This window comes from Zobellella maritima, assembly GCF_003075035.1.
GTDB lineage: Bacteria > Pseudomonadota > Gammaproteobacteria > Enterobacterales > Aeromonadaceae > Oceanimonas > Oceanimonas maritima.
In genome coordinates, this window is the sequence record NZ_QCZE01000001.1 from 1,720,789 (window position 1) to 1,743,244 (window position 22,456).

The window sequence follows — 22,456 nt, forward strand, 5'->3', positions numbered from 1 at the left end:
TCAACCTCTTAAATACTTCTTGAAGGCACTGGACATGTCCACCCTAAAACCATCATCGGTCTTGGTGAGCAGATAGACCGCCAGCCGGTTCGCTTCCGCGAATGCCAGGGCCCGCTCGGTTCCCATCACCGTCAGCGCCGTTGCCAGACCATCCGCCATCATACAGGATGGGTGCACCACTGTCACCGAGGCCAGGCTATGGGTAATGGGATGACCGGTAGCCGGATCCAGGGTATGCGACAGCCGCTGCCCATCGAGCTCGTAATAATTACGATAGTCGCCGGAGGTCGCCACGCTGTTATTGCCAATGGCGATCACCTGCTGTACCGAACCGGCACCCGGACCCGGTTTTTCCACCGCAATCCGCCAGGGCTGCCCCTGGGCATTGTGACCGCTGACCCGCAGCTCTCCGCCGATCTCGACCAGATGATCAGTCAGCCCTTCTTCAGCCAGATACTCGGACACCAGGTCCACGCCAAAGCCCTTGGCGATGGCCGACAGATCCACATACAGTTCCGGCAGCTGTTTATGCAGGAACTCGCCTTCTGCCGTCACCCGGACCTGCAGATGCTGCAAACCGGTCAGAGCGCGGATCTGCTGAAGTTGCTCGGGGGAAGGAATGCGGATCGGCCGGGCATCGGGACCGAACCCCCACAGGTTGACCAAAGGTCCCACCGTTACATCCAGGGCGCCGTCTGTCAGCCGCCCCAGCTGCAATGCCGCCGTGACCACCCTGGCGGTATCAGTCGATACCGGGAAAGGTGTCGGCAGCGGGTGGAGGTTGAAGCGACTCAGCTCGGAGTCCGGCCGGTAGGTGGACATCTGGTCGTTGACACGCTCCAGGCGGCGGTCGATCTCCGCCTGCAGAGACACGGCCAGTGCCTCATCGGCACCCACCAGCTTCACCGAATAATAGGTGCCCATGGTCTCGCCGGTCAGGTGCAATACCGACGACTCCGTTGCCGGCGGCTGACAGGCCGCCAATAAAAAGGCCAGCCCCGAGAGGGCCAGCCATTTAGTTACACGCGATACCATCAGCGATTAACCACCAAAGTCATCCAGCAGGATATTGTCATCTTCTACACCCAATTCCTTGAGCATATTGATCACGGCGGCGTTCATCACGGGCGGACCACACATGTAGTATTCACAATCTTCGGGCGCATCGTGATCCCGCAGATAGTTTTCATACAGCACATTGTGGATAAAGCCGGTGTAACCGGTCCAGTTGTCATCGGGCTGAGGATCGGAGAGCGCCACATGCCACTGGAAGTTGTCGCACTGTTCCTGCAGACCATCGAAGTCTTCCACATAGAACATTTCGCGCTTGGAGCGGGCACCATACCAGAAGCTGATCTTGCGCTTGGAGTTCAGACGCTTGAGCTGGTCGAAGATATGGGAACGCATCGGCGCCATACCGGCACCGCCGCCGATGAATACCATCTCGGCGTCGGTTTCCTTGGCGAAGAATTCACCGAAGGGACCGGAAATAGTGGCCTTGTCACCCGGTTTCAGCGACCAGATGTAAGAAGACATCTTGCCGGGAGGGGCAGTCCAGTTGCTGGGCGGCGGAGTGGCAATCCGCACGTTAAGCATGATGATGCCTTCTTCTTCCGGATAGTTGGCCATGGAGTAGGCACGGATGGTCTCCTCGTCGACCTTGGACTCCAGATCAAAGATTTTGAACTTGTCCCAGTCTTCCCGGTACTCCTCGGGCACATCAAAGTCTTTATACTTGACGTGATGGGGCGGCGCTTCAATCTGAATATAACCACCGGCACGGAAAGGCACGCTTTCGCCATTGGGGATCTTCAGCTTGAGTTCCTTGATGAAGGTGGCCTTGTTATCGTTGGAGATAACTTCACAGTCCCACTTCTTGATGCCGAACACTTCTTCCGGCAACTCGATCTTCATGTCCTGCTTGACGTTGACCTGGCAAGACAGGCGCTCGCCGTGGCGGGCTTCGCGCTTGGAGATATGATCCTGCTCGGTCGGCAGGATTTCACCGCCGCCTTCCAGGATACGTACCCGGCACTGACCACAGGAGCCACCGCCACCACAGGCAGAAGAGACGAAGATACCGTTGGCCGCCAGGGCGCCCAGCAGCTTGCCGCCGGCCCCCGTGGTGATCGCCTTTTCAGGATCGTCGTTGATGCTGATAGTCACATCCCCTTCCGCAACCAGCCTGGACTTGGCAAACAGGATAATGCTTACCAGGACCAGCACGATCACGGTGAACATGACCACGCCTAGAATGATTTCCATCTATTGTTCCTTTACCGTCACTGGGTTTACAGAGAAATGCCAGAGAAAGACATAAAGCCAAGGGCCATCAGGCCGGCGGAGACGAAGGTAATACCCAGTCCACGCAAACCGTCCGGTACATCCGAGTACTTCATCTTCTCACGCAAACCGGCCAGGGCCACAATCGCCAGCATCCAGCCGATGCCGGAGCCGAAGCCATAGACAATGGACTCGGCGAAATTGTAGTCCCGCTGCACCATGAACGACACGCCACCGAAAATGGCGCAGTTTACGGTGATCAGGGGCAAGAAGATGCCGAGCGCGTTGTACAGCGCCGGGAAAAACTTGTCCAGGGTCATTTCCAGTATCTGAACCAGCGCCGCGATCACCCCGATAAAGGTGATGAAGTTCAGGAAGCTCAGATCAATCCCTTCGGCCAGAGCCCCATCCTTAAGGATGAAGTTGTAGATAAGGTTATTGACGGGTACCGAAATGGTCAGTACCACTGTCACCGCAACCCCCAGACCGAACGAGGTCTTGACCTTCTTGGAAACCGCCAGGAAGGTACACATCCCCAGGAAGAAGGCCAGCGCCAGGTTTTCGATAAAGACGGCGCGAATAAACAAACTCAGAAAATGTTCCATGCTTTACTCCTTCGCCTCCACCTGCTCCGGACGGTAGGTGCGCAGAATCCAGATAAACAGGCCAATAATAAAGAAGGCACTGGGCGGCAGCAGCAGCAGGCCGTTGGCCTGATACCAGCCACCATTCTTGATAAGCGGCAGGATCTCGATGCCGAACCAGGTACCGGAACCCAGGAGTTCACGCACGGTGGCCACGACCATCAGGATCAGGCCATAGCCGAGGCCATTGCCGATACCGTCGAGGAACGACATCAGTGGCGGACTCTTCATGGCATAGGCTTCGGCGCGGCCCATCACGATACAGTTGGTGATGATCAGGCCGACGAACACCGACAACTGCTTGGAGATGTCATAGGCATAGGCCTTGAGGATCTGATCCACCACGATAACCAGGGAGGCGATGATCGCCATCTGACCAATAATCCGTACCGAGTTGGGGATCTGGTTGCGGATCAGTGAGATAAACAGGTTGGAAAACGCTGTTACCGCAATCACCGCCAGCGACATAACAAATGCGGTCTGCATCTGTGAAGTCACCGCCAGGGCCGAGCATATTCCCAGCACCTGCAGGGCGATGGGGTTGGTGCCGATAATGGGCCCGAACAGCACCTTTTTCATTTCAGCTTTATCAGCCATTGTTCAGCTCTCCTTCACGAACCTTGGCCAGGAAAGGACCAAAACCTTTAGGACCCAGCCAGAACTCAAAGGTCTTCTGCACACCATCGGAAGTCAGGGTGGCGCCGGACAGGCCGTCGACACTGGAAGGCGCACCTTCAGGCGCACCGCCCTTGACCACCTTCAGTGCCGGCTGACCGTTTTCGTCAAACAGTTTCTTGCCGACAAACTGGGCACGCCAGGCCGGATTTTCCACTTCACCACCCAGGCCGGGAGTTTCACCCTGCTCATAGTAGGTGATGCCCTTGATGGTGTTGCCATCAGGCGCCACCGCCACAAAGGCGTACATGGTAGACCACAGCCCCTGGCCGTGTACCGGCAGGATAATGCTGTCCAGCTCACCGTTTTCGTCATTCGCCAGGTACACCGGCGCCAGGTTGGCACGACGGCGGATACCGGCCGGATCTTCATCGCCACTCAGACTGATGCTGGCGGCAGGATCCTTGGCGGCGGCACGCTGGTTGTAGCCGTCGGCGGACTGCTCGGTGAGCTCGCCGCTGGCCAACTCGACCAGACGGGCATCGATAAAGCGGTCATAGTTTTCGGCGACGTTACTGCGACCCAGGCCGGCGACATCGACGATATTGGTCTGCACGTCCAGTGCCTGGTTTTTCTGCTGTATCGGCTTGAGGCCGACGGCGGCAACGGATACCACGATAGAACAGACCAGGCATAAGCCGCCGATCACCGCAAAGGTTCTACCCATTGTTTCTTTCTTAGCCACGGGCCAGCCTCCGTTTGATATTAGCCTGCACCACAAAGTGGTCGAACAAGGGAGCGAACAGGTTGGCGAACAGAATGGCCAGCATCATGCCTTCGGGGAAGGCGGGGTTGGCCACACGGATCAGTACCACCATGACGCCGATCAACGCGCCGTACCACCATTTACCCTTGTCGGTAAAGGAAGCAGACACAGGGTCGGTGGCCATAAACATCATGCCGAAAGCGAACCCGCCCAGCACCAGATGCCAGTGCCAGGGCATGGAGAACATGGCGTTGGTATCGGAACCGATCACGTTGAACAGGGTTGCGGTGGCCACCATGCCGATCATCACGCCACCCACAATACGCCAAGAGGCAATGCCCAGATAGATGATGAACAGGCCGCCCAGCAGGATAGCCAGGGTGGAAACTTCACCCATGGAGCCCTGAATGTTGCCGATAAAGGCATCCATCCAGCTGATCGCTTCGCCGGTGTTGGCGCTCAGCAAGGCCGCCTGACCGCCGCTGGCCCACTGGCCCAGGGCAGTGGCGCCGGAGAAGCCGTCGACCGCAGTCCATACCGAGTCACCGGAGATCTCTGCCGGATAGGCAAAGAACAGGAAGGCCCGGCCGGCCAAGGCCGGGTTGAGGAAGTTCTTGCCGGTACCGCCGAAGATTTCCTTGGCCATCACCACCCCGAAGGTAATCCCCAGGGCCGCCTGCCACAGGGGCAGGGTGGCGGGCACGATCAGCGCAAACAGCACGGAAGTCACGAAGAAGCCCTCGTTGACTTCATGCTTGCGCACGGAGGCAAACAGCACTTCCCAGAAACCGCCGACCACGAACACTGTCAGGTAGATAGGCAGGAAATACATGGCGCCCAGCAGCAGCTTGCTGCCCCAGCCAGCGCCTTCGCCCAGGGTTGCCCCCAGGGTCTGAGCCAGGCCATAACGCCAGTTGTCATCGGCCAGCGCCGCGATTTCCGCGGGAGAATACATGTTGACCAGTGCGCCTATGGTCTGGCCGCCGGTATTGTACATGCCGAAGAACATGGCAGGGAAGGTCGCCATCCACACCATGATCATGATGCGCTTGAGGTCGATGCTGTCACGAACGTGAGAAGCATTGCGCGTTACCATGCCCGGGGTATAGAGCACGGTTGCAACGGCCTCATAAAGGGCGTAAAACTTTTCGTATTTACCACCCGGCTCGAAATGGTGTTCGAGCTTTTCCAGAGTGTCTTTCAAACTCATTACTTAGCCCTCTAGCTCAATCTTGGTCAAACAGCTACGCAAGACAGGACCGTAGTCATACTTACCCGGACACACATAGGTACAGAGCGCCAGATCTTCTTCATCCAGTTCCAGGCAGCCCATGGTCTGGGCACTGTCGGTGTCGTTGGACAACAGGTCACGCAGCAGCAGGGTGGGCAGGATATCCAGCGGCATAACCCGCTCATAGTTTCCAATGGGTACCATGGCACGAGCAGAGCCGTTGGTGGACGTCGTCAGATCGAACAACTTGCCCTTGGTGAACTGGCTCAGGAAGGCACGGGTCACGGAAAACTTGTTGGCACCGGGTGCAATCCAGCCCATGAATTCTTTTTCCCGTCCCTCGGCCAGCACGGAGACCTGCAGGTGGTAACGACCCAGATAGGCATAGGGGCCTTCGGCATTGGTACCGGACAGCACTGAGCCGGAGATGATACGGTTTTCACCGTTTTGCAGCTCGCCGGCGGTCAAGGCTTCCAGGGAAGCGCCGATGCGAGTACGCAGCAGACGCGGCTTCTGCACCACGGGACCGCCCAGGGCAACTACCCGATCGGTATACAGCTCACCGGTGGTGAACAGCTTGCCGACGGCGATCACATCCTGGTAATTGATGTGCCATACGACCTTGCCCGGAACGATAGGGTCGATAAAGTGAATATGAGTTCCCGGTAAACCGGCGGGATGCACACCCACGAAGACATGTTCCTTGACACTGGTCAGCTGGGCCTGAGGCAGACTGCCCTCCCCCTTGCAGACATGCACCTGGCCATCAGTCAGGCGGCTCAAGGCAGTCAGGCCATCGGTAAAGGCTTGCGCATTTTCCTTGATGATCAGCTCTGCATTGGCGGACAGGGGATTGCTGTCCATGGCAGTGACAAAGATAGAGTGGGGGGTTGAGCCCAGGGCCGGCACCTTGCTGTAAGGGCGGGTACGCAGGGCGGTCCAGAGACCGGATTCAACCAGCTGCTCTTGCACGGTTTCCCGATCCAGCTTGGCCAGATCAGCGGAAGTATATTGAGTAAAAGTAATCTGCTCTTCGCTGTCATCGACGGCGATAACAACGGATTGTAATACGCGTTTGGCACCGCGGTTGATCTCGACGATCTGACCTGCGGCGGGAGCTGTGAATTTAACGCCCGGATTCTTCTTGTCTTCGAAGATAACCTGACCTTTCTTGACGCGATCCTCTACCTTGACATACATGGTAGGGCGCATTCCCACATACTCCTCACCCAGCGTAGCAACACGTTTGATGGCAGGGCCATCGTAGATTACTTGCTCTGGGGCCCCGGCGATCGGGAGGTCCAGTCCTTTTTTAATTGTAATCATACTCACTTGCACTACTTGTTAGGGGAAGACAGGTACTTGCCATGACAGACATGACAACATGCTGATGAGTCGCTACCGGCTTGCCTCTATCGTGTTGACAACAGTATGACTACAGCCCGGTAACATCCAGCCCGATATAAAAGGCGCGTAATTCTAGCACTTTTAAAAGCGCCCCTGCCATGGCAATTGCTAAAAATTGCAGGCTCCGGTACTAAAAGCCTGCACCGGCAACGCCCGCCAGACCAGATTAACAGCCTGATCTCCAAGCGAATATCAGGCTTTAGTCGCAGTCACACGCGGATATTGTCCTGTCAACAAAGCTACAAATTTTTAATACAGGCAAATCGGGTGAATTGTAAACAAAATGCGTAACGGCTTGACTCCTTCGGTCAGCTCGATGAGCCACCGCGACAGGCCGGACTCTGCGGCACCCCGCCCCTGGCCTGCCACTCGGCCGGGGTCAGGGTATGCAGCGCCAGGGCGTGCACACCACCGGCCAGTTCGTCTGCCAGCAGCTGGTTGACCGCCCGGTGGCGAGCCAGCAACCGCTGCCCCTCAAATTGGCTGCTGACCACCAGCAGCTTGAAATGGGTTTCCGAGCCGGGTGCGACCCTGTGCATATAGCTCTCGTTAATCACCTCCATATGCTCGGGGGAAAAGGCTTCGCTGACTTTCTGCTCAATGGTGGTCTGTATTGACATGCTTGCTTCCTATCAATGAATAACGGTACGAAAGGTCAGGTTGATGCGCCGACCAGTCGCCGAAGTGGTCTTGGGTAACGCATGTTGCCAATGATGCTGCATTTCTCCCGCCATCACCAGCAGGCTGCCATGGCCCAGCTCCAACACCCGGCGCTGGTCGCTGTGACGATGACGCAGCAGGAAGCGCCGGGTGGCTCCCAGGCTGACCGAGGCAATCACGGGATTTTGGCCCAGTTCGGGCTCATCGTCCGCATGCCAGCCCATGCTGTCCCGACCATGGCGGTAGAGGTTGAGCAGTACGCCGTTGAATTCCTGGCGACAGATATCAATCACCCGCTCACGAATGGCCTGCACCGTGGGTGTCCAGGGCACAGGCTGTCGCAGCTGCCCCGAATAACGGTAGGGCAGCTCCCCCATCCAGCATGACAGTCGGGGCTCGTCGTGTATTTTACCGAACAGGCGCAACCGGTGCTGTTGCCAGGGCACCTCGGTTTCCAGCCGCCCAAACCAGCTATCCGCTTCGTCCCGGAACAGCGTCGGACACCACAGCAGACGCCCTTGGGGTAGGGAAAGCCACTCGGGCTCGGACGACCACAGGCTCATGCTGCTTTTCTCCTGCCAACTGTTAAAATGGGCCTTTGCCATCTTGGATTATGTTCCTGTTATGAACCATCACTTTCCTCTGCCCCAGGGCGGCGAGCTGGTCTTGCACCGCTACCCCAGATTCACCGATCACGGCCTGCAGGCGTGGGAGGCGGCGGATGAATACCTTATCCAGCAACTGGCCACCCAGGAATGGGACAGTTCGGCGCCGCTGGTCATCGTTAATGACGCATTCGGCGCCCTAACCCTGGCACTGCATCGTTACCGCCCCTGTACCCTGCTCGACTCCCGGGTCTCGGAGCTGGCCCTGGAGCACAATGCCCGTGACAACCATATTAGCGCCGACTGGCAGTGTCTGAACAGCCTGGAAGAGTGGCCCCAGGCACCGGGACTGGTACTGCTCAAGCTGCCCAAGATCAACGCCATGCTGGAACATCAGCTGGCTGCCCTGAGCCGGGTAATGGGACCCGCTACCCGTATCATCGCCGGCGCCAAGGCCCGCGATGTGCACAGCTCAACGCTCAAGCTGTTCGAGCGTTACATAGGCCCGACCCATACCAGCCTGGCCTGGAAAAAGGCCCGGCTGATCTTCGCAGAGCCGGATATGGGCAAGGTGCCCTCCCCCGCGCCCGAAGTCCAGTGCTGGCCGCTGGAGGGCACCGACTTTACCATCCATAACCTGGCCAATGTATTTTCCCGGGGCAGTCTGGATGTGGGCGCGCGCTTTATGCTGGACCATATTCCCGGCAACCGGCCCGACCGTATCATCGATCTGGGCTGCGGCAACGGCGTACTCGGCCTGATGGCGCTGGCGCGCAATCCCCAGGCAAGGGTCACCTTTGTCGATGAGTCCTATATGGCGGTGGCCAGCGCCCGTCTCAACGTCAGCCATAACCTGCCCGATGCCCTGGCCCGCAGCCAGTTTATGGTCAACAACTGTCTCGAAGGAATGGGGCCTGATGAGGCGGATCTGGTGCTGTGCAACCCGCCTTTTCATCAGCAACAGGCGATCACCGACCATATTGCCTGGCAGATGTTCGTCGATTCCAAGCGGGTCTTGAGGCGTGGCGGTGAACTTTTGCTGGTTGCCAATCGCCACCTGGACTATCACCAGAAGCTAAAGCGGCTCTTTGGCAACCAGAGGGTAGTGGCTTCCAACCGGAAATTCGTTATCCTGAAGGCCATTAAAAATACATAAGGAATAATGTAATGAAATGGTTAGCGAGTGCCGTACTGGCATTGGGTCTGAGCGCCTGTGCCAGTTACTACCCTATCGCCGTCGATGTGAGTCCCTCGGTCCAGGCCGGCGGCGGCGTCTACCGGGGTCAGGCGGTCAGCCTGAGCAGCCGGGACAACAGGGCCAACGATTATATTATTCAGATTGAGCAAAAGGACAAATCCCCGGTCGTGGTCGGCGCCAGCAACAACCTGCGCGCGCAAATGGAGCAGAAGCTGGCCCAGGGGCTGAGTACCCAGGGTCTGTATCTTGAGAACAATGCCAATACCCGCATGGAACTGGAGCTGCAGGACGTGCTGGCCCGGGTGATCCGCGGCCATATCAGCTACGATGTGGTACAGCAGCTGCGTATGCAGGTAACCCTGGAGCGCAACGGCCAGCGCCTGACCAAGCAATATCGCCGCAGCGCCCAGCAAGAATTCCCCGGCCGCCTGCACCCGGATCTGGACAAGGTCAAGGAAGCACTAAACAAGCAGCTGTCACTGCTGGTGCAGGACGTGCTTGCCGATCGGGATGTACAAAACTTTATCAATGGGGGATAAATGAAAGCCTTTCTTCTGTTACTCGGCTGCCTGCTGGCCACGCCCGTTCTGGCCGGCCCCAGGGTCGAGCTGGTCACCAGTCATGGTACCCTGCAGCTGGAGCTGAATGAGCAGGCAGCACCACTCACCGTCGCCAACTTTTTACGCTATGTGGATGACGGCAGCTACAACAACAGCCTGTTCCACCGGCTGATCCCCGGGTTTGTGGTACAGGGCGGTGGCTATGACAGCGGGTATTCAGCCCTGCCCAGCTATGCGCCCATCGAAAATGAATCCGATAATGGCCTCTCCAACCGGACCGGCACCATCGCCATGGCCCGCACCCAGGATCCCCACAGCGCGACCCGCCAGTTTTATATCAACCTGGCCGACAACCTGTCCCTGGACGGCGGTCGCAGCCCCGGTTATACGGTGTTCGGCCGGGTCACCGCGGGCCAGGACGTCCTGACGCGCATGGCCAGGGTACCCACCGGCATGAATATGCAGCTACGCGCCCGGGATGTGCCCGACGAGCCGATCACCCTGCTCGAGGCTCGCCGCCTGAGTGAGCAGGCAGGAGGCACCATGACCTCGGAGCCGGTATCAAAACCCTGACCCTCACCGGCATGCGGCAAAGCCTGTCGATTTACGCCGAACGCCGGGTGCTGATCCTGTTTGCCCTGGGTTTTTCCTCCGGGCTGCCGCTGCTGCTGGTGTTCGGTACCCTATCATTCTGGCTGAGGGAAGCCGGGGTCAGCCGCACCAGCATCGGCTTTTTCAGCTGGGTAGCCCTGGCTTATGGCGTCAAGTGGCTGTGGTCGCCGCTGGTTGATCGTCTGCCACTGCCCTGGCTGTCACACCGGCTGGGCCGACGCCGCAGCTGGATGCTGGTATCCCAGCTAACCATTATGGCAGCGCTGGCCGGTATGGCCTACTCGGATCCCGGCACCCAGATTTACAGCCTGGTGTTATGCGCGCTGGCCGTCGCTTTTGCCTCCGCCACCCAGGATATCGTCATCGATGCCTATCGCATCGAGTCCGCCCCTGAACGGCTGCAAGGCGCGCTGGCCGCCGCCTACATGACCGGCTACCGGCTGGCCATGATACTGGCCGGAGCCGGAGCTCTGGCCATCGCCGCCTGGGCCGGCTCGGATCTGGGATATGATCCGCTCGGTTGGAAGGTGGCCTACCTGGTGATGGCGGCCTGCATGCTGGTAGGAGTTATCACCTGCCTGCTGCTGCATGAGCCGGAGGTCAACCTGGCGGCCCAGCAACAAGCCCAGAGCGAGCACCGGCAGGCATTGCTTGATCGCGGTTGCCCTGCCCCGCTGGCCAGCCTGTTGGCCTTTATCGAAAGCGCAGTGTTCGCTCCCTTTGCCGAGTTCTTCCGTCGTTTCGGATGGCAGGCGCTGCTGATCCTGGCGTTGATCGCCAGTTACCGCATCGCGGATGTGGTGATGGGCGTGATGGCCAACCCCTTCTATGTGGATATGGGCTTCAGTAAATCGGAAATCGCCACCGTCACCAAGGTCTACGGGGTGATCATGACCCTGGTCGGGGCCGCGCTGGGTGGACTCATGGTCAGCCGTTTCGGTACCCTGCGTATCCTGATGCTGGGTGCCTTCCTCGCCGCCAGCACCAACCTGCTGTTTGCCCTGATGAGTCAGGTCGGTGCCCATGTGCCGCTGCTGACGCTGATCATCTCGGTGGACAACCTGAGCGCCGGCATCGCCACCGCGGCCTTTATCACCTATCTGTCCAGCCTGACCAATGTGGCCTTTTCCGCGACTCAGTACGCCCTGTTCAGCTCGGTGATGATGCTTCTGCCCAAATTTATCGCCGGTTTTTCCGGCGTTGTGGTGGATACGTTTGGCTATGGCAGCTTCTTCTGTGGTTCCGCGGCAATCGGCATGCCGGTACTGATCCTGATCTGGCTGGTGACCCGCCTCAATCCTCCCCCCAAAAATCACTAATGCCACCCTTGTCACAAAACTGACATGGCGCAATCGTTTGCGGTCTTGCGCCATTTTTTGCCCTGCCTAGACTCGGCCTCCCCAGGTAAACCCGACGTAACGGTTAGGGAAAAACCCAAATAATCGACGAGGAAGAGACAGATGGCCAAGATGATCCCCCCTGCGGTTGCCGCCGCTTTATTGACCGCATTGGGCGCCCCGATCGCAAGCGCCGCCGATTACAGCGACGATATCCATAAAAACGACTACAAATGGCTGCAGTTCAACCTGATGCGCAGCGTCGACAACAAGCTGCCCTTCCGTAATCAGGAAGACACCTATATGGAAATGGAGTTCGGCGGCCGCTCCGGACTGTTTGACCTCTACGGCTACCTGGATGTCTTCGATATTTTCGACAGCCGCGGCGATGATCTGAACGGCAAGGACAACTTCTTCTTCAAGTTTGCCCCGCGCCTGTCACTGGATGCCCTGACCAAGCGCGACTTGTCCTTCGGTCCGGTACAGGAACTGTATATCGCCACCGTCACCAATGTGGCCGACAACGGTGCCTTCGGTGGCCTGTTTGAACATTATGTGGGCCTGGGCTCGGATGTGCAGGTACCCTGGTTCGGCAAGATGGGGGTAAACCTCTATGGCCGCTATGTCAGGGAAAACTACGGGGCCCCGGATGAAGGTAAATTCGACGGCTACATGGCTTCCACCAACTGGTTCAAGCCCTTCCATACCTTTGAAAACGGCAGCTTTGTCGCCTACCAGGGTTACCTGGACTACAAATTCGGCGCCGATACCGTCGGCAGCATGGCCGGCCGCTCCAGCAACTCCCTCGAATGGTTCAACGGTATCTACTGGCACTCCGAGCGCTATGCGGTAGGTTACGGCGCCAAGGTATACAACAACATGGCATTCTTCCAGGACGGCAGTGGCGCGACCGGTGTCAATCAGGACACCTCGGGACTCGGCCACTATTTCTCGGTGACCTACAAGTTCTGATCCTGTAATGGGGTCAGATGGCCCCTTATTACGGCAAAAAACCGCCACTAACCTGGGAAGCCAGGGCCGATGGGCCATAGGCCATAGGCCCCATATAGCGGCTAGCGGCGGGGTCTCATTCCCACAAGCCCCGCCATGGCCAACAGCAGGCTCAGTCGCGGAAGTTGGTGAACTGAAAGGGCTGATCCAGCTCGGCCTGGCGTACCAGTGCCATGGTTTCCTGCAGATCGTCCCGTTTCTTGCCGGTAACCCGCACCTGATCGCCCTGGATGGAAGCCTGCACCTTGACCTTGCTGTCCTTGATCAGTTTGACCAGCTTCTTTGCCTGGGCGCTGTCGATGCCCTGCTTGAAGGCCACGTCCAGAAAATAGCGCTTGCCCGAATGCACCACCTCGCCTTCGTCCATCACCTGGGTATCCACATTGCGCTTGATTAGCTTGCCCCTCAGAATGTCCAGCATCTGCTGCAGCTGAAACTCGGCGTCGGCGGCCAGCTTGACCTTGTCGTCATTGAGTTCGAAGCTGGCCTGAACACCACGGAAGTCGAAACGGGTTTCCAGCTCCCGGTTGGCGTTGTCGACGGCATTACGTACTTCGGTCATCTCCACTTCAGAGACGATATCAAAAGACGGCATATTCACTCCTTCTAGCTTGCTTATCCCCGGCCCGCTGATGGGCCCACATCAGCGCTTATGCTAACCCTATTTTCGCTCCAATGCTTGTGTGCCGTGATCTCATGGAGGCGAACTAAAATCCGCTGGCCTCGACCGGTATTGACGGTTAACGTATAGGACGAGCCGGAAGAAGGTAATAACCATAAAGTGAGGGTAAAGCTATGAGTGACTGGGGCATCCTCGGCGCGGGGGCGTTAGGGTGCGTATTTGCCGGGCTACTACGCCAGCAGGGACATCAGGTTTCCCTGCTGCTCTCGGAACGTCACCGGGGACACCTGCACCCCGGCATGGATATGATCACCCTGGGCGGGCATCACGAGCTAATCCATACCCGCCCGCTGTTTGCCGAACAGGCCGGCCGTCTCTCCCGCCTGCTGGTCACCACCAAGGCCTATCAGGTCGTCGATGCCCTGCGGGGGCTGCGCGGCCTGCCGACAGACTGCCCGGTTATCCTGCTGCATAACGGCATGGGCGTAACCGATGCGGTGCGGGAACTGCTCCCCCATAACCCCATACTGGTCGGCGTGACCAGCCATGGTGCCATGAAAGAAAGCCAGTGGCAGATACGCCATACGGGCAAGGGAGAGACCTGGATCGGGCCGGCCAATCAGGCAGCCCGGAATTATCAGCACCTTTGCCAACCGCTGGCCACCGCCTTCGGCCATGCCCAATGGAGTGAGAATATCGACGCCCTGCAACGGCAAAAACTGGCGATCAACGCGGTGATCAACCCGCTGACCGCCCGTTATGACGTTCACAATGGTGACTTGCTCGAACCCCGCTACCTTGACGTGCTGGAGCAGCTGATCGAAGAAGTACATCAGGTAATGCGATGCCTGGGAGACACCGAAACCCTGGAGCAATTCAGACGGCGCCTGCACCGGGTGATGGAGCTGACTGCCACCAACTATTCCTCCATGCACCAGGATCTGGCCCATGGCCGCCCCACGGAGATCGACTATATTACCGGCTATATCCTCGGCCAGGCACGTCAGCATCAACTGCCGGCGCCGGTTTGCCGGCAGCTGTATCAGGAGATAATCAAGCGCTCACCCGGCAAGGGCTAGCAGAAAGCAGAATTAATTGTGGATCACAATTAATTCTGACAAGGCGTTGTCGAACGGCAACCCGGGCCACGGCAACAGATGGATGAGTGACACACTCCCACGCCGAGCGTGGGAGTGATAACACAAGCTTGTTACGGGCGATAGACCTTCACATTGTCGAAACCCTGCTCTTTCAAATGGATGGCCTGCAGCCGGCTCATCACCCCGCGGGCACAATAGAGCAGGTAGGTACGCCGGGGATCAAGCTCGGCAAACTGATGGGCCAGCCTGAAGAAAGGCATATGCACGACCTGGCGACCTTCCACCGTCAGCGGCGCTTCTTCTTCCTCTTCCGGTGCCCGTATATCCAGGATCACTTCCAGCTCGTCCGCCTGCTGCTTGAATTCGACCGTCGGCAATACCCGCGGCTCGGCCAGGTTGCGAATGTCTTCCACAAACGAGGCCTGGATGGCGGTCTCCAGCACGCCAAAGTCGAAGTTGGCCTCTTCCGCCTCGACCTTGCCCAACTTGGCCTTGATGGTCGGCTTCTGGGAAATTACCCCGCAGTATTCGGGTATTTTTTCGGCGTAAGACGCCGTACCGATATGGCGGGCCTGATCGATAATGTCCTGCTTGTCGGCGGCGATCAGCGGCCGCAGTATCAGGGTATCGGTGACCCGGTCGATTACATTCAGGTTGGTCACCGTCTGGCTGGACACCTGGCCCATGGACTCGCCGGTGACCAGCGCCTGTACATCCAGCCGCTGGGCCACGGCGGCACCGGCACGCATCATCATGCGTTTGAGTACGACCCCCATATGGCTGGCATCGATTTTTTCCAGTATTTCGGTCACCACACCCTCGAAGGGCACGGCAATGAACTTGACCCGATGGGAGGAGCCGTACTTTTTCCACAGATAATGGCTGACTTCCCGCACCCCGGCCTCGTGCTCGCTGCCCCCCAGATTGAAGAAGCAGTAATGCACCCGGCTGCCGCGTTTGATGAACTGATAGGAGGCCACACCCGAGTCATAGCCCCCGGACATCAGGCTGAGCACGCTTTCCTGGGTGGCGATGGGGAAACCACCCAGGCCGGGGTGCTGCTCGCTGATCAAATACAGGCGGTCCTCGTCGATTTCCAGGTTGACCTGCAGATCCGGATCTTTCAGGCGCACGCCGCCGGTGTTGCACCGCTGGTTCAGGCCACCACCCACATAGCGCTCCACATCGAGCGAGTTGAAGGCCTGCTGGCCCCGACGTTTGCATCGAACGCAGAAGGTCTTGCCGGCCAGCTTGTCGCCATACATGGCCTGGGCATGCTCCAGAATTTCATCCAGGGTGCTGACCCGAACTTCAAGCACTTCCAAGAACGCCTGTATGCCTGGGATGTGAGACAAACTCTCGATCATCGCCTGGCGATGGGCTTCCCCCTCGATACTGGTTCTCAGCACCAGCTTGTCCCAGTCGGCGCGGATCTTGACGTTCTCATCCAGCGAGCGCAGTACATTGCGGATATTGCCCTGCAATATCTTGCTCATGCGCCGGCGTACCGACTTGCTCTTGATGGTAATTTCGGGGTGAAGCTTGATAATAAATTTCATAAACCGGGACGCCTGGACTGTCTGAACAAACATGAAAGCCCGACATTATACAGCAAAGCCGGGCTCTTGATTAAATAATGACTAACGGGGTCTAATCGAGTACCAAATTTCTGATATCCGGGTCACTAAAGGCCCCCTCTCTCCCCTATATCTTTCGCCAAAGGGTAAACAGCAATGTTACTATTGCCGCCAATTATACAGGCTTCACGACAGAGGATCCCGATGGCCGCCAAAAAACCGGAAAATATGGATTTTGAAAGCGCCGTACAGGAACTGGAAACCCTGGTCAGCCAACTGGAAGAAGGCGAACTCAGCCTGGAGCAGGCACTCAAGTCCTTTGAACGGGGTATTCAGTTGGTGCGCACCGGCCAACAGCGGCTGACCCAGGCCGAACAACAGGTACAGATTCTGCTTCAACAGGATCAGGAGCAACTCGTCCCCTTCGACCAGAGCGGGGAGGAAAACTAGTGTCATTCCAGCTGCTACAACAACAGTACGGCACCCGCATCGATGGCGTGCTGCGGCACCATATCGACCGACTCGACAACCTGGCCCCGGAACTGAAGGCGGCCATGAAATACGGCCTGCTGCAAGGCGGCAAACGGGTCAGGCCGCTGCTGGTCTATGCCAGTGGCGAACTGCTGCTGGCCAATGCCCGAGACCTCGACACGGCCGCCGCCGCCATCGAATGTATCCATGCCTACTCGCTGATCCATGACGACCTGCCCGCCATGGACAACGATGACCTGCGCCGGGGCCAGCCCACGGTGCACAAGGCATTCGATGAAGCCACCGCCATCCTGGCCGGCGATGCCCTGCAGACCCTGGCATTCGAGCTGTTGAGCGATAACGACAGCACACTCGATGCCAGTCGCCGGCTGCGCATGGTGCAGGAGCTGGCCCGTGCCAGCGGTTATAACGGCATGTGCGGCGGCCAGGCGCTGGATATCAAATACGAGGGTATGCCGGTAGAGGTGGCAACCCTGGAGTCGATCCATCGTCACAAGACAGGTGCGCTGATCCGCAGTGCCGTACGTCTGGGCGCCCTCTGCGCCCCCGAGCTGAACGAGGCCCATCTGACGGCACTGAGCCGCTACGCCGAGGCCATCGGCCTGGCCTTCCAGGTGCAGGACGATATCCTGGATATTACCGCCGATACCCAGACCCTGGGCAAGACCCAGGGCAAGGACGCGGTCCAGCAAAAAAGCACCTATCCGGCCCTGCTGGGTCTGGATGGCGCCAAGGCCCTGGCCCGGGAACTCCATCAGCAAGCGCGCGCGGCCCTGGCCGACATTCCCTGCAATACCCACACATTGGAAGCATTCGCCCGCTATATCGTCGAACGTGAATTTTAGGGCGAGGATAATAATAAGCCTATGAGTCTGAATATCGCCGATTACCCGAACCTGGCCCTGGCCAACGTTCCCGAAGAACTGCGCAGCCTGCCCCAGGACCGGCTGCCGGCCCTGTGCCGCGAGTTGAGATCCTATCTGCTGCATTCGGTCAGCCGCAGCAGCGGCCACCTGGCCTCCGGCCTGGGGGTGGTGGAGCTGACAGTCGCCCTCCACTATGTCTACAAGACCCCCTTCGACCGCCTGGTGTGGGATGTAGGTCATCAGGCCTACCCCCACAAGATCCTGACCGGACGCCGGGAACAGATGACCAGCATCCGCCAGTATCAGGGCCTGCATCCCTTCCCCTGGCGGGCCGAAAGCGAGTATGACACCCTCTGTGTCGGTCATTCCAGCACCAGCATTGGCGCCGCACTGGGCATGGCCATCGCCGCCGACGAGGAACAACAAAACCGCAAGGTGGTCGCCATTATCGGCGACGGCGCCATGACCGCGGGCATGGCCTTCGAGGCACTCAACCACGCCGGCGACGTGCACAAAGACATGCTGGTGATCCTCAACGACAACGAGATGTCGATCTCGGAAAATGTCGGAGCCCTCAACAACCGGCTGGCCCGCATCATGTCCGGTCCGCTCTACAGCAGCCTGCGCGAGGGTGGCAAGAAGGCCCTGGGGGCGGTCCCCCCGCTCAAGGAGCTGGCCCGTCGCACCGAGGAACACCTCAAGGGCATGGTGGTGCCGGGTACCCTGTTCGAGGAATTCGGCTTCAACTATGTCGGCCCCATCGACGGCCATGACATAGAGACCCTGGTCGAGACCCTGCGCAACATGCGCAAGCTCAAGGGTCCGCAGCTACTGCATGTGATGACCCGCAAGGGCAAGGGCTACCTGCCGGCGGAACAGGATCCCATCGGCTACCACGGCGTGCCCAAATTCGATCCCAACCACTACCAGCTGCCCAAGAGTAGCGGTTCGGGCCTGTCCTATTCGGCCATCTTCGGCAACTGGCTGTGTGACATGGCCAAAGACTGCGACAGGCTGATGGCCATCACCCCGGCGATGCGCGAAGGTTCAGGCCTGGTAACCTTCTCTCGGACATTCCCTCAGCGCTACTTCGATGTGGCCATCGCCGAACAGCATGCGGTGACCCTGGCCGCGGGCCTGGCCATCGAAGGCAAGAAACCGGTGGTAGCCATTTACTCCACCTTCCTGCAACGGGCCTATGATCAGCTGATCCACGATGTTGCGCTGCAGGAGCTGGACGTGCTGTTCGCCATCGACCGGGCCGGCATCGTCGGTGCCGACGGCCCCACCCATCAGGGCGCCTTCGATTTAAGCTTTTTACGTACCATCCCCAATACGTTGATCATGACCCCGGCCGACGAAAACGAATGCCGGCAGATGCTCTACACCGGCTATACCTATCAGGGACCAGCGGCGGTACGCTACCCGCGCGGCACAGGCCCGGGGGCCGATATCGAACAGCAGATGACCGCCCTGGAGATCGGCAAGGGTCGCATTATGCGCCAGGGCAAGAACATTGCCCTGCTCAACTTCGGTACCCTGCTGGCCGACGCCGAAGCCGCCGCCGAGCGGCTGGACGCGACCCTGGTAGACATGCGCTTTGTCAAGCCGCTGGATGAAGCCCTGCTGCTGTCCTTGCTGGACGACCACGAGCTGTTGGTCACCATAGAAGAGAATGCGGTCATGGGCGGCGCCGGCTCGGCGGTCAACGAGTGCCTGATGCGTCACAAGCGGCTGGTGCCGGTCCTCAACCTGGGCCTGCCCGACCACTTTATCGAGCAGGGCAGCCAGCAGCAGATACTGGCCAAACTGGGGCTGGATGCCGACGGCATGGTGCAATCCATCCAGCAATACCAGGCCCGCTAATCTCCCTACTGAAACCTGTCCTCGTTCCCATGCTCCGCATGGGAACGAAACTCCCTCCCGATGATTTTCAGGGCAATTTTGCCTCGATGGCGATATGGCAATCCCCGTAACGATCTGATCACGATATCCCTATTTCCTTGTAGCGGTTGTTGCCAGCTTCGGCCGGCCTTACATATCAAAACGAAAAACAACACCGAGCCCGCAGCACATGCGCGATGTCCGATCGTTTATGATTCGTCTGTTGATGTGTGCCGATTAAATTGCGCCTTGTCTCACTTAATGATCAATGGTTAGCAACCAGCCATCACAAGGAAACCCGTCAGCCTGCCAACGTGATCCAGGAATAAGGATGATATAGATCACCTGTTTAATCCGGTTGCTCTTACAGCACCACTTCAAAACACTCCAGTTGCGGCGGGCCGGCGAAGATGTCTCTCGGGGTACCCGCATTGGCATGGGCCTTTCTGAAGGCATCGGACCTGGTCCAGTCATCAAAATGCTGGCGCGACTCCCAGCTGGCGTGAGAGGAAAATAAAGTATATTCCTCATTGCTTGGTCCCTGCAGCAGGTGGAAGCCCTGAAAGCCGGGCACGGTATCCAGGTAGGAGTCCCGGTTTTTCCATACCTCAATAAACGTCTGCTCGTGGCCGGGTTTGATCTTGAAACGGTTCATGGCAATAAACATGGTAACCTCTTTTTGATAAGTGGAATCTGAATGCAATTGACAGGCAAGCAAGAGTGTCACCGCAAGTCCGGCTTTACACAAGCCAAAATGCACCCATAAAAAAACCGCTGCCGAAGCAGCGGTTTTTATCAAAGAGCCGTAGCTCGAAAGCCGGAATTAACGCTTGGCTTCGGCTTCTTTACGCTCTTTAACCTGAGCAATAACCTTGTCGGATACGGTATTCGGACACGCTGCGTAGTGCGAGAACTCCATGGAGAACTGGCCACGACCAGAAGTCATGGTACGCAGAGAACCGATGTAACCGAACATTTCGGACAGGGGTACGTCGGCCTTGATGCGCACACCGGTCACGCCGGCGTTCTGATCCTTGATCATGCCACGACGACGGTTCAGGTCACCGATAACGTCACCCACGTTGTCTTCCGGGCTGAACACGTCAACTTTCATCACCGGCTCAAGCAGTTGCGGCTTGGCTTTAGCGATAGACTGACGGAACGCGCCCTTGGCGGCGATTTCAAACGCGATGGCAGAGGAGTCAACCGCATGGTAGGCACCGTCGGTCAGTTCGAACTCAACGTCCAGTACCGGGAAGCCGGCGATGGTACCAGTGTTCATCATGCTGGCGAAACCTTTCTCGACCGCAGGCCAGAATTCCTTGGGCACGTTACCGCCGACAACGGAAGACTTGAACACCAGGCCGGTGTTGGCTTCACCAGGACGGATGATGTAGTCGATCTTGCCGTACTGACCGGAACCACCAGACTGCTTCTTGTGGGTATAGCTGTCTTCCACTTCGGCGGTAATGGTTTCACGGTAGGCCACCTGCGGCTCACCCACGACCAGCTCAACGCCGTAGGTACGCTTGAGGATGTCGACCTTGATATCCAGGTGCAGTTCGCCCATGCCCTTAAGGATGGTTTCACCAGAGTCTTCGTCGGTTTCTACGCGGAAAGAAGGATCTTCGGCAATCATCTTGCCGATGGCGATACCCATCTTCTCGGAACCGTTCTTGTCTTTCGGAGCAACGGCGATGGAGATAACCGGCTCGGGGAACACCATGGCTTCCAGGGTGCAGGGGTGCTTGACGTCACACAGGGTGTGACCGGTCTGTACGTTCTTCATACCAACGATGGCGATGATGTCACCCGCCTGGGCAGATTCCAGTTCGTTACGCTGGTCCGCATGCATTTCACACATACGGCCGATACGCTCGGTCTTGCCGGTGGCGCTGTTCAGGATGGTGTCACCCTTCTTCATGCGACCGGAATAGATACGTACGAAGGTCAGGGCGCCGAAACGGTCGTCCATGATCTTGAACGCCAGCGCTTTCAGGGGAGCGTCGGCATCAACGATGGCGTGCTCGCCGGTTTCGTTACCTTCTTCGTCGGTCAGTGGCTGCGGGTCAACTTCTACCGGATTGGGCAGGTAATCAACGACTGCGTCCAGCAGCAGCTGCATGCCCTTGTTCTTGAAGGCAGAACCACAGTAGGTCGGGAACAGGGCCATGGTACGGGTACCCTTGCGGATACAACGCTTGATGTCTTCGATGGAGGGCTCTTCGCCTTCCATGTAGGCTTCCATCAGGTCGTCGTCCTGCTCAACGGCGCTTTCGACCAGTTTTTCACGGTATTCTTCAACCATGTCAACCATGTCGGCCGGCACGTCTTCGATGGTGTAGTTTTCGGCTTGTCCGGTTTCGTCCCAGATCCATGCCTTGCGGGTCAGCAGGTCAACCACGCCCTTGAACTCGTCTTCACGGCCGATGGGCAGAACCATTACCACCGGGTTGGCGGCCAGCACGTCTTTGGTTTGCTGAACAACGCGCAGGAAGTCGGCACCGATACGGTCCAGCTTGTTGACGAAGATAATACGCGCAACTTCAGAGTCGTTCGCATAGCGCCAGTTGGTTTCTGACTGGGGCTCAACACCGCCAGAACCACAGAATACACCGACACCGCCATCGAGCACTTTCAGCGAACGATATACTTCAACGGTGAAGTCAACGTGGCCAGGGGTGTCGATAACGTTGAAGCGGTGGTCTTTCCAGAAACAGCTTACGGCTGCAGACTGGATGGTAATACCACGCTCGGCTTCCTGTTCCATGAAGTCGGTAGTGGACTCACCATCGTGGGTCTCACCCGCCTTGTGAATCTTACCGGTCAGCTTGAGGATACGCTCGGTGGTCGTGGTTTTGCCCGCGTCAACGTGAGCGAAGATACCGATGTTTCTATATTTGGATAATTCGGACATGATGCAACTTTTATGGTTGATTGAAGAAGTAGACGGAGCATGTGAAGAGTACCGACACACCGCACATCA

The 22,456-nt window shown here is 58.1% G+C and carries 22 protein-coding genes; 9 read left to right on the plus strand and 13 right to left on the minus strand.

Going from position 1 to position 22,456, the window contains the following annotated elements; genetic code table 11:
• From DCS96_RS07950 to DCS96_RS07990, 9 genes are all read right to left on the minus strand, one after another.
• Window positions 1-1,035, minus strand: coding sequence for an FAD:protein FMN transferase (locus DCS96_RS07950; protein WP_116473758.1), 1,035 nt, complete (start codon window positions 1,033-1,035; stop codon window positions 1-3).
• A 6-nt stretch (window positions 1,036-1,041) separates the two neighbouring features.
• Window positions 1,042-2,265 (minus strand): NADH:ubiquinone reductase (Na(+)-transporting) subunit F, encoded by a 1,224-nt coding sequence (gene nqrF / locus DCS96_RS07955; protein ID WP_116473759.1) that lies wholly within the window; start codon window positions 2,263-2,265, stop codon window positions 1,042-1,044.
• Window positions 2,266-2,291: 26 nt separating this feature from the next.
• A complete protein-coding gene (nqrE, locus tag DCS96_RS07960; protein WP_116473760.1) occupies window positions 2,292-2,888 on the minus strand; it encodes an NADH:ubiquinone reductase (Na(+)-transporting) subunit E in 597 nt (198 codons plus the stop codon).
• A 3-nt stretch (window positions 2,889-2,891) separates the two neighbouring features.
• Window positions 2,892-3,524 (minus strand): NADH:ubiquinone reductase (Na(+)-transporting) subunit D, encoded by a 633-nt coding sequence (locus DCS96_RS07965; RefSeq protein WP_116473761.1) that lies wholly within the window; start codon window positions 3,522-3,524, stop codon window positions 2,892-2,894.
• On the minus strand, window positions 3,517-4,269 hold the full coding sequence (locus tag DCS96_RS07970; protein WP_198649955.1) for a Na(+)-translocating NADH-quinone reductase subunit C: 753 nt from the start codon (window positions 4,267-4,269) through the stop codon (window positions 3,517-3,519). The genes DCS96_RS07965 and DCS96_RS07970 overlap by 8 nt, the downstream gene beginning before the upstream one ends.
• Window positions 4,270-4,279: 10 nt before the next feature.
• Window positions 4,280-5,518, minus strand: a complete 1,239-nt coding sequence (locus DCS96_RS07975; RefSeq protein ID WP_116473763.1) for an NADH:ubiquinone reductase (Na(+)-transporting) subunit B — start codon at window positions 5,516-5,518, stop codon at window positions 4,280-4,282.
• A 3-nt stretch (window positions 5,519-5,521) separates the two neighbouring features.
• Window positions 5,522-6,865, minus strand: a complete 1,344-nt coding sequence (locus DCS96_RS07980) for a Na(+)-translocating NADH-quinone reductase subunit A (protein ID WP_116473764.1) — start codon at window positions 6,863-6,865, stop codon at window positions 5,522-5,524.
• A 389-nt stretch (window positions 6,866-7,254) separates the two neighbouring features.
• Window positions 7,255-7,566, minus strand: coding sequence for a BolA family protein (locus DCS96_RS07985; RefSeq protein WP_116473765.1), 312 nt, complete (start codon window positions 7,564-7,566; stop codon window positions 7,255-7,257).
• 12 nt (window positions 7,567-7,578) lie between these two features.
• Window positions 7,579-8,169 (minus strand): alpha-ketoglutarate-dependent dioxygenase AlkB family protein, encoded by a 591-nt coding sequence (locus DCS96_RS07990; protein WP_116473766.1) that lies wholly within the window; start codon window positions 8,167-8,169, stop codon window positions 7,579-7,581.
• A 61-nt stretch (window positions 8,170-8,230) separates the two neighbouring features.
• Here DCS96_RS07990 and DCS96_RS07995 point away from each other — a divergent pair, with 61 nt between their 5' ends.
• From DCS96_RS07995 to DCS96_RS08015, 5 genes are all read left to right on the plus strand, one after another.
• Complete coding sequence (locus tag DCS96_RS07995) at window positions 8,231-9,367, plus strand: methyltransferase (protein WP_116474570.1); 1,137 nt, start codon at window positions 8,231-8,233, stop codon at window positions 9,365-9,367.
• 11 nt (window positions 9,368-9,378) lie between these two features.
• Window positions 9,379-9,948, plus strand: a complete 570-nt coding sequence (locus tag DCS96_RS08000; RefSeq protein WP_116473767.1) for a YajG family lipoprotein — start codon at window positions 9,379-9,381, stop codon at window positions 9,946-9,948.
• The gene (locus DCS96_RS08005; RefSeq protein ID WP_116473768.1) at window positions 9,949-10,542 is read left to right on the plus strand and encodes a peptidylprolyl isomerase; all 594 of its coding nucleotides are present in this window, start codon (window positions 9,949-9,951) and stop codon (window positions 10,540-10,542) included.
• 11 nt (window positions 10,543-10,553) lie between these two features.
• Window positions 10,554-11,900 carry an AmpG family muropeptide MFS transporter gene (locus DCS96_RS08010; RefSeq protein WP_116473769.1) on the plus strand — a complete coding sequence of 449 codons (1,347 nt, stop codon included), beginning with the start codon at window positions 10,554-10,556 and terminating at the stop codon, window positions 11,898-11,900.
• A 141-nt stretch (window positions 11,901-12,041) separates the two neighbouring features.
• Window positions 12,042-12,890 (plus strand): nucleoside-specific channel-forming Tsx family protein, encoded by an 849-nt coding sequence (locus DCS96_RS08015; RefSeq protein WP_116473770.1) that lies wholly within the window; start codon window positions 12,042-12,044, stop codon window positions 12,888-12,890.
• A 151-nt stretch (window positions 12,891-13,041) separates the two neighbouring features.
• Here DCS96_RS08015 and DCS96_RS08020 read toward each other — a convergent pair whose 3' ends face one another.
• Complete coding sequence (locus DCS96_RS08020) at window positions 13,042-13,524, minus strand: YajQ family cyclic di-GMP-binding protein (RefSeq protein ID WP_116473771.1); 483 nt, start codon at window positions 13,522-13,524, stop codon at window positions 13,042-13,044.
• A gap of 200 nt (window positions 13,525-13,724) precedes the next feature.
• Between DCS96_RS08020 and DCS96_RS08025 the strand changes: the two genes are divergently transcribed.
• Window positions 13,725-14,630, plus strand: coding sequence for a ketopantoate reductase family protein (locus DCS96_RS08025; protein ID WP_116473772.1), 906 nt, complete (start codon window positions 13,725-13,727; stop codon window positions 14,628-14,630).
• 131 nt (window positions 14,631-14,761) lie between these two features.
• Here the strand turns inward: DCS96_RS08025 and thiI are convergent, their stop codons facing one another.
• Window positions 14,762-16,210 (minus strand): tRNA uracil 4-sulfurtransferase ThiI, encoded by a 1,449-nt coding sequence (thiI, locus tag DCS96_RS08030; protein WP_116473773.1) that lies wholly within the window; start codon window positions 16,208-16,210, stop codon window positions 14,762-14,764.
• Window positions 16,211-16,432: 222 nt separating this feature from the next.
• On the opposite strand from thiI, the gene xseB reads away from it, so the two are divergent.
• The 3 genes from xseB to dxs are packed head-to-tail and all read left to right on the plus strand — an operon-like array spanning window position 16,433 to window position 19,452.
• Window positions 16,433-16,678: an exodeoxyribonuclease VII small subunit gene (gene xseB / locus DCS96_RS08035; RefSeq protein ID WP_116473774.1), complete on the plus strand. Its 246-nt coding sequence runs from the start codon at window positions 16,433-16,435 to the stop codon at window positions 16,676-16,678.
• Window positions 16,678-17,565, plus strand: coding sequence for a (2E,6E)-farnesyl diphosphate synthase (gene ispA / locus DCS96_RS08040; protein ID WP_198649956.1), 888 nt, complete (start codon window positions 16,678-16,680; stop codon window positions 17,563-17,565). Before xseB ends, ispA begins: the two co-directional genes overlap by 1 nt.
• Window positions 17,566-17,586: 21 nt before the next feature.
• Window positions 17,587-19,452, plus strand: coding sequence for a 1-deoxy-D-xylulose-5-phosphate synthase (gene dxs / locus DCS96_RS08045; RefSeq protein WP_116473775.1), 1,866 nt, complete (start codon window positions 17,587-17,589; stop codon window positions 19,450-19,452).
• Window positions 19,453-19,834: 382 nt separating this feature from the next.
• Here the strand turns inward: dxs and DCS96_RS08050 are convergent, their stop codons facing one another.
• A complete protein-coding gene (locus tag DCS96_RS08050) occupies window positions 19,835-20,137 on the minus strand; it encodes an antibiotic biosynthesis monooxygenase family protein (RefSeq protein WP_116473776.1) in 303 nt (100 codons plus the stop codon).
• Between the two features lie 156 nt (window positions 20,138-20,293).
• A complete protein-coding gene (fusA, locus tag DCS96_RS08055; protein ID WP_116473777.1) occupies window positions 20,294-22,387 on the minus strand; it encodes an elongation factor G in 2,094 nt (697 codons plus the stop codon).
• Window positions 22,388-22,456 lie beyond the last annotated feature (69 nt).

Excerpts from the sequence above, each read along its gene's own strand:
- DCS96_RS07950 (WP_116473758.1), bottom strand. The coding sequence starts at position 1,035 with ATGGTATCGCGTGTAACTAAATGGCTGGCCCTCTCGGGGCTGGCCTTT.
- xseB (WP_116473774.1), top strand. The coding sequence starts at position 16,433 with ATGGCCGCCAAAAAACCGGAAAATATGGATTTTGAAAGCGCCGTACAG.
- DCS96_RS08005 (WP_116473768.1), top strand. The coding sequence starts at position 9,949 with ATGAAAGCCTTTCTTCTGTTACTCGGCTGCCTGCTGGCCACGCCCGTT.
- DCS96_RS07970 (WP_198649955.1), bottom strand. The coding sequence starts at position 4,269 with ATGGGTAGAACCTTTGCGGTGATCGGCGGCTTATGCCTGGTCTGTTCT.
- DCS96_RS08010 (WP_116473769.1), top strand. The coding sequence starts at position 10,554 with ATGCGGCAAAGCCTGTCGATTTACGCCGAACGCCGGGTGCTGATCCTG.
- DCS96_RS07975 (WP_116473763.1), bottom strand. The coding sequence starts at position 5,518 with ATGAGTTTGAAAGACACTCTGGAAAAGCTCGAACACCATTTCGAGCCG.
- fusA (WP_116473777.1), bottom strand. The coding sequence starts at position 22,387 with ATGTCCGAATTATCCAAATATAGAAACATCGGTATCTTCGCTCACGTT.
- DCS96_RS08020 (WP_116473771.1), bottom strand. The coding sequence starts at position 13,524 with ATGCCGTCTTTTGATATCGTCTCTGAAGTGGAGATGACCGAAGTACGT.
- DCS96_RS07990 (WP_116473766.1), bottom strand. The coding sequence starts at position 8,169 with ATGAGCCTGTGGTCGTCCGAGCCCGAGTGGCTTTCCCTACCCCAAGGG.
- DCS96_RS07995 (WP_116474570.1), top strand. The coding sequence starts at position 8,231 with ATGAACCATCACTTTCCTCTGCCCCAGGGCGGCGAGCTGGTCTTGCAC.
- DCS96_RS07965 (WP_116473761.1), bottom strand. The coding sequence starts at position 3,524 with ATGGCTGATAAAGCTGAAATGAAAAAGGTGCTGTTCGGGCCCATTATC.
- DCS96_RS08000 (WP_116473767.1), top strand. The coding sequence starts at position 9,379 with ATGAAATGGTTAGCGAGTGCCGTACTGGCATTGGGTCTGAGCGCCTGT.
- DCS96_RS07980 (WP_116473764.1), bottom strand. The coding sequence starts at position 6,865 with ATGATTACAATTAAAAAAGGACTGGACCTCCCGATCGCCGGGGCCCCA.
- nqrE (WP_116473760.1), bottom strand. The coding sequence starts at position 2,888 with ATGGAACATTTTCTGAGTTTGTTTATTCGCGCCGTCTTTATCGAAAAC.
- thiI (WP_116473773.1), bottom strand. The coding sequence starts at position 16,210 with ATGAAATTTATTATCAAGCTTCACCCCGAAATTACCATCAAGAGCAAG.
- DCS96_RS07985 (WP_116473765.1), bottom strand. The coding sequence starts at position 7,566 with ATGTCAATACAGACCACCATTGAGCAGAAAGTCAGCGAAGCCTTTTCC.
- nqrF (WP_116473759.1), bottom strand. The coding sequence starts at position 2,265 with ATGGAAATCATTCTAGGCGTGGTCATGTTCACCGTGATCGTGCTGGTC.
- DCS96_RS08050 (WP_116473776.1), bottom strand. The coding sequence starts at position 20,137 with ATGTTTATTGCCATGAACCGTTTCAAGATCAAACCCGGCCACGAGCAG.
- DCS96_RS08025 (WP_116473772.1), top strand. The coding sequence starts at position 13,725 with ATGAGTGACTGGGGCATCCTCGGCGCGGGGGCGTTAGGGTGCGTATTT.
- dxs (WP_116473775.1), top strand. The coding sequence starts at position 17,587 with ATGAGTCTGAATATCGCCGATTACCCGAACCTGGCCCTGGCCAACGTT.
- DCS96_RS08015 (WP_116473770.1), top strand. The coding sequence starts at position 12,042 with ATGGCCAAGATGATCCCCCCTGCGGTTGCCGCCGCTTTATTGACCGCA.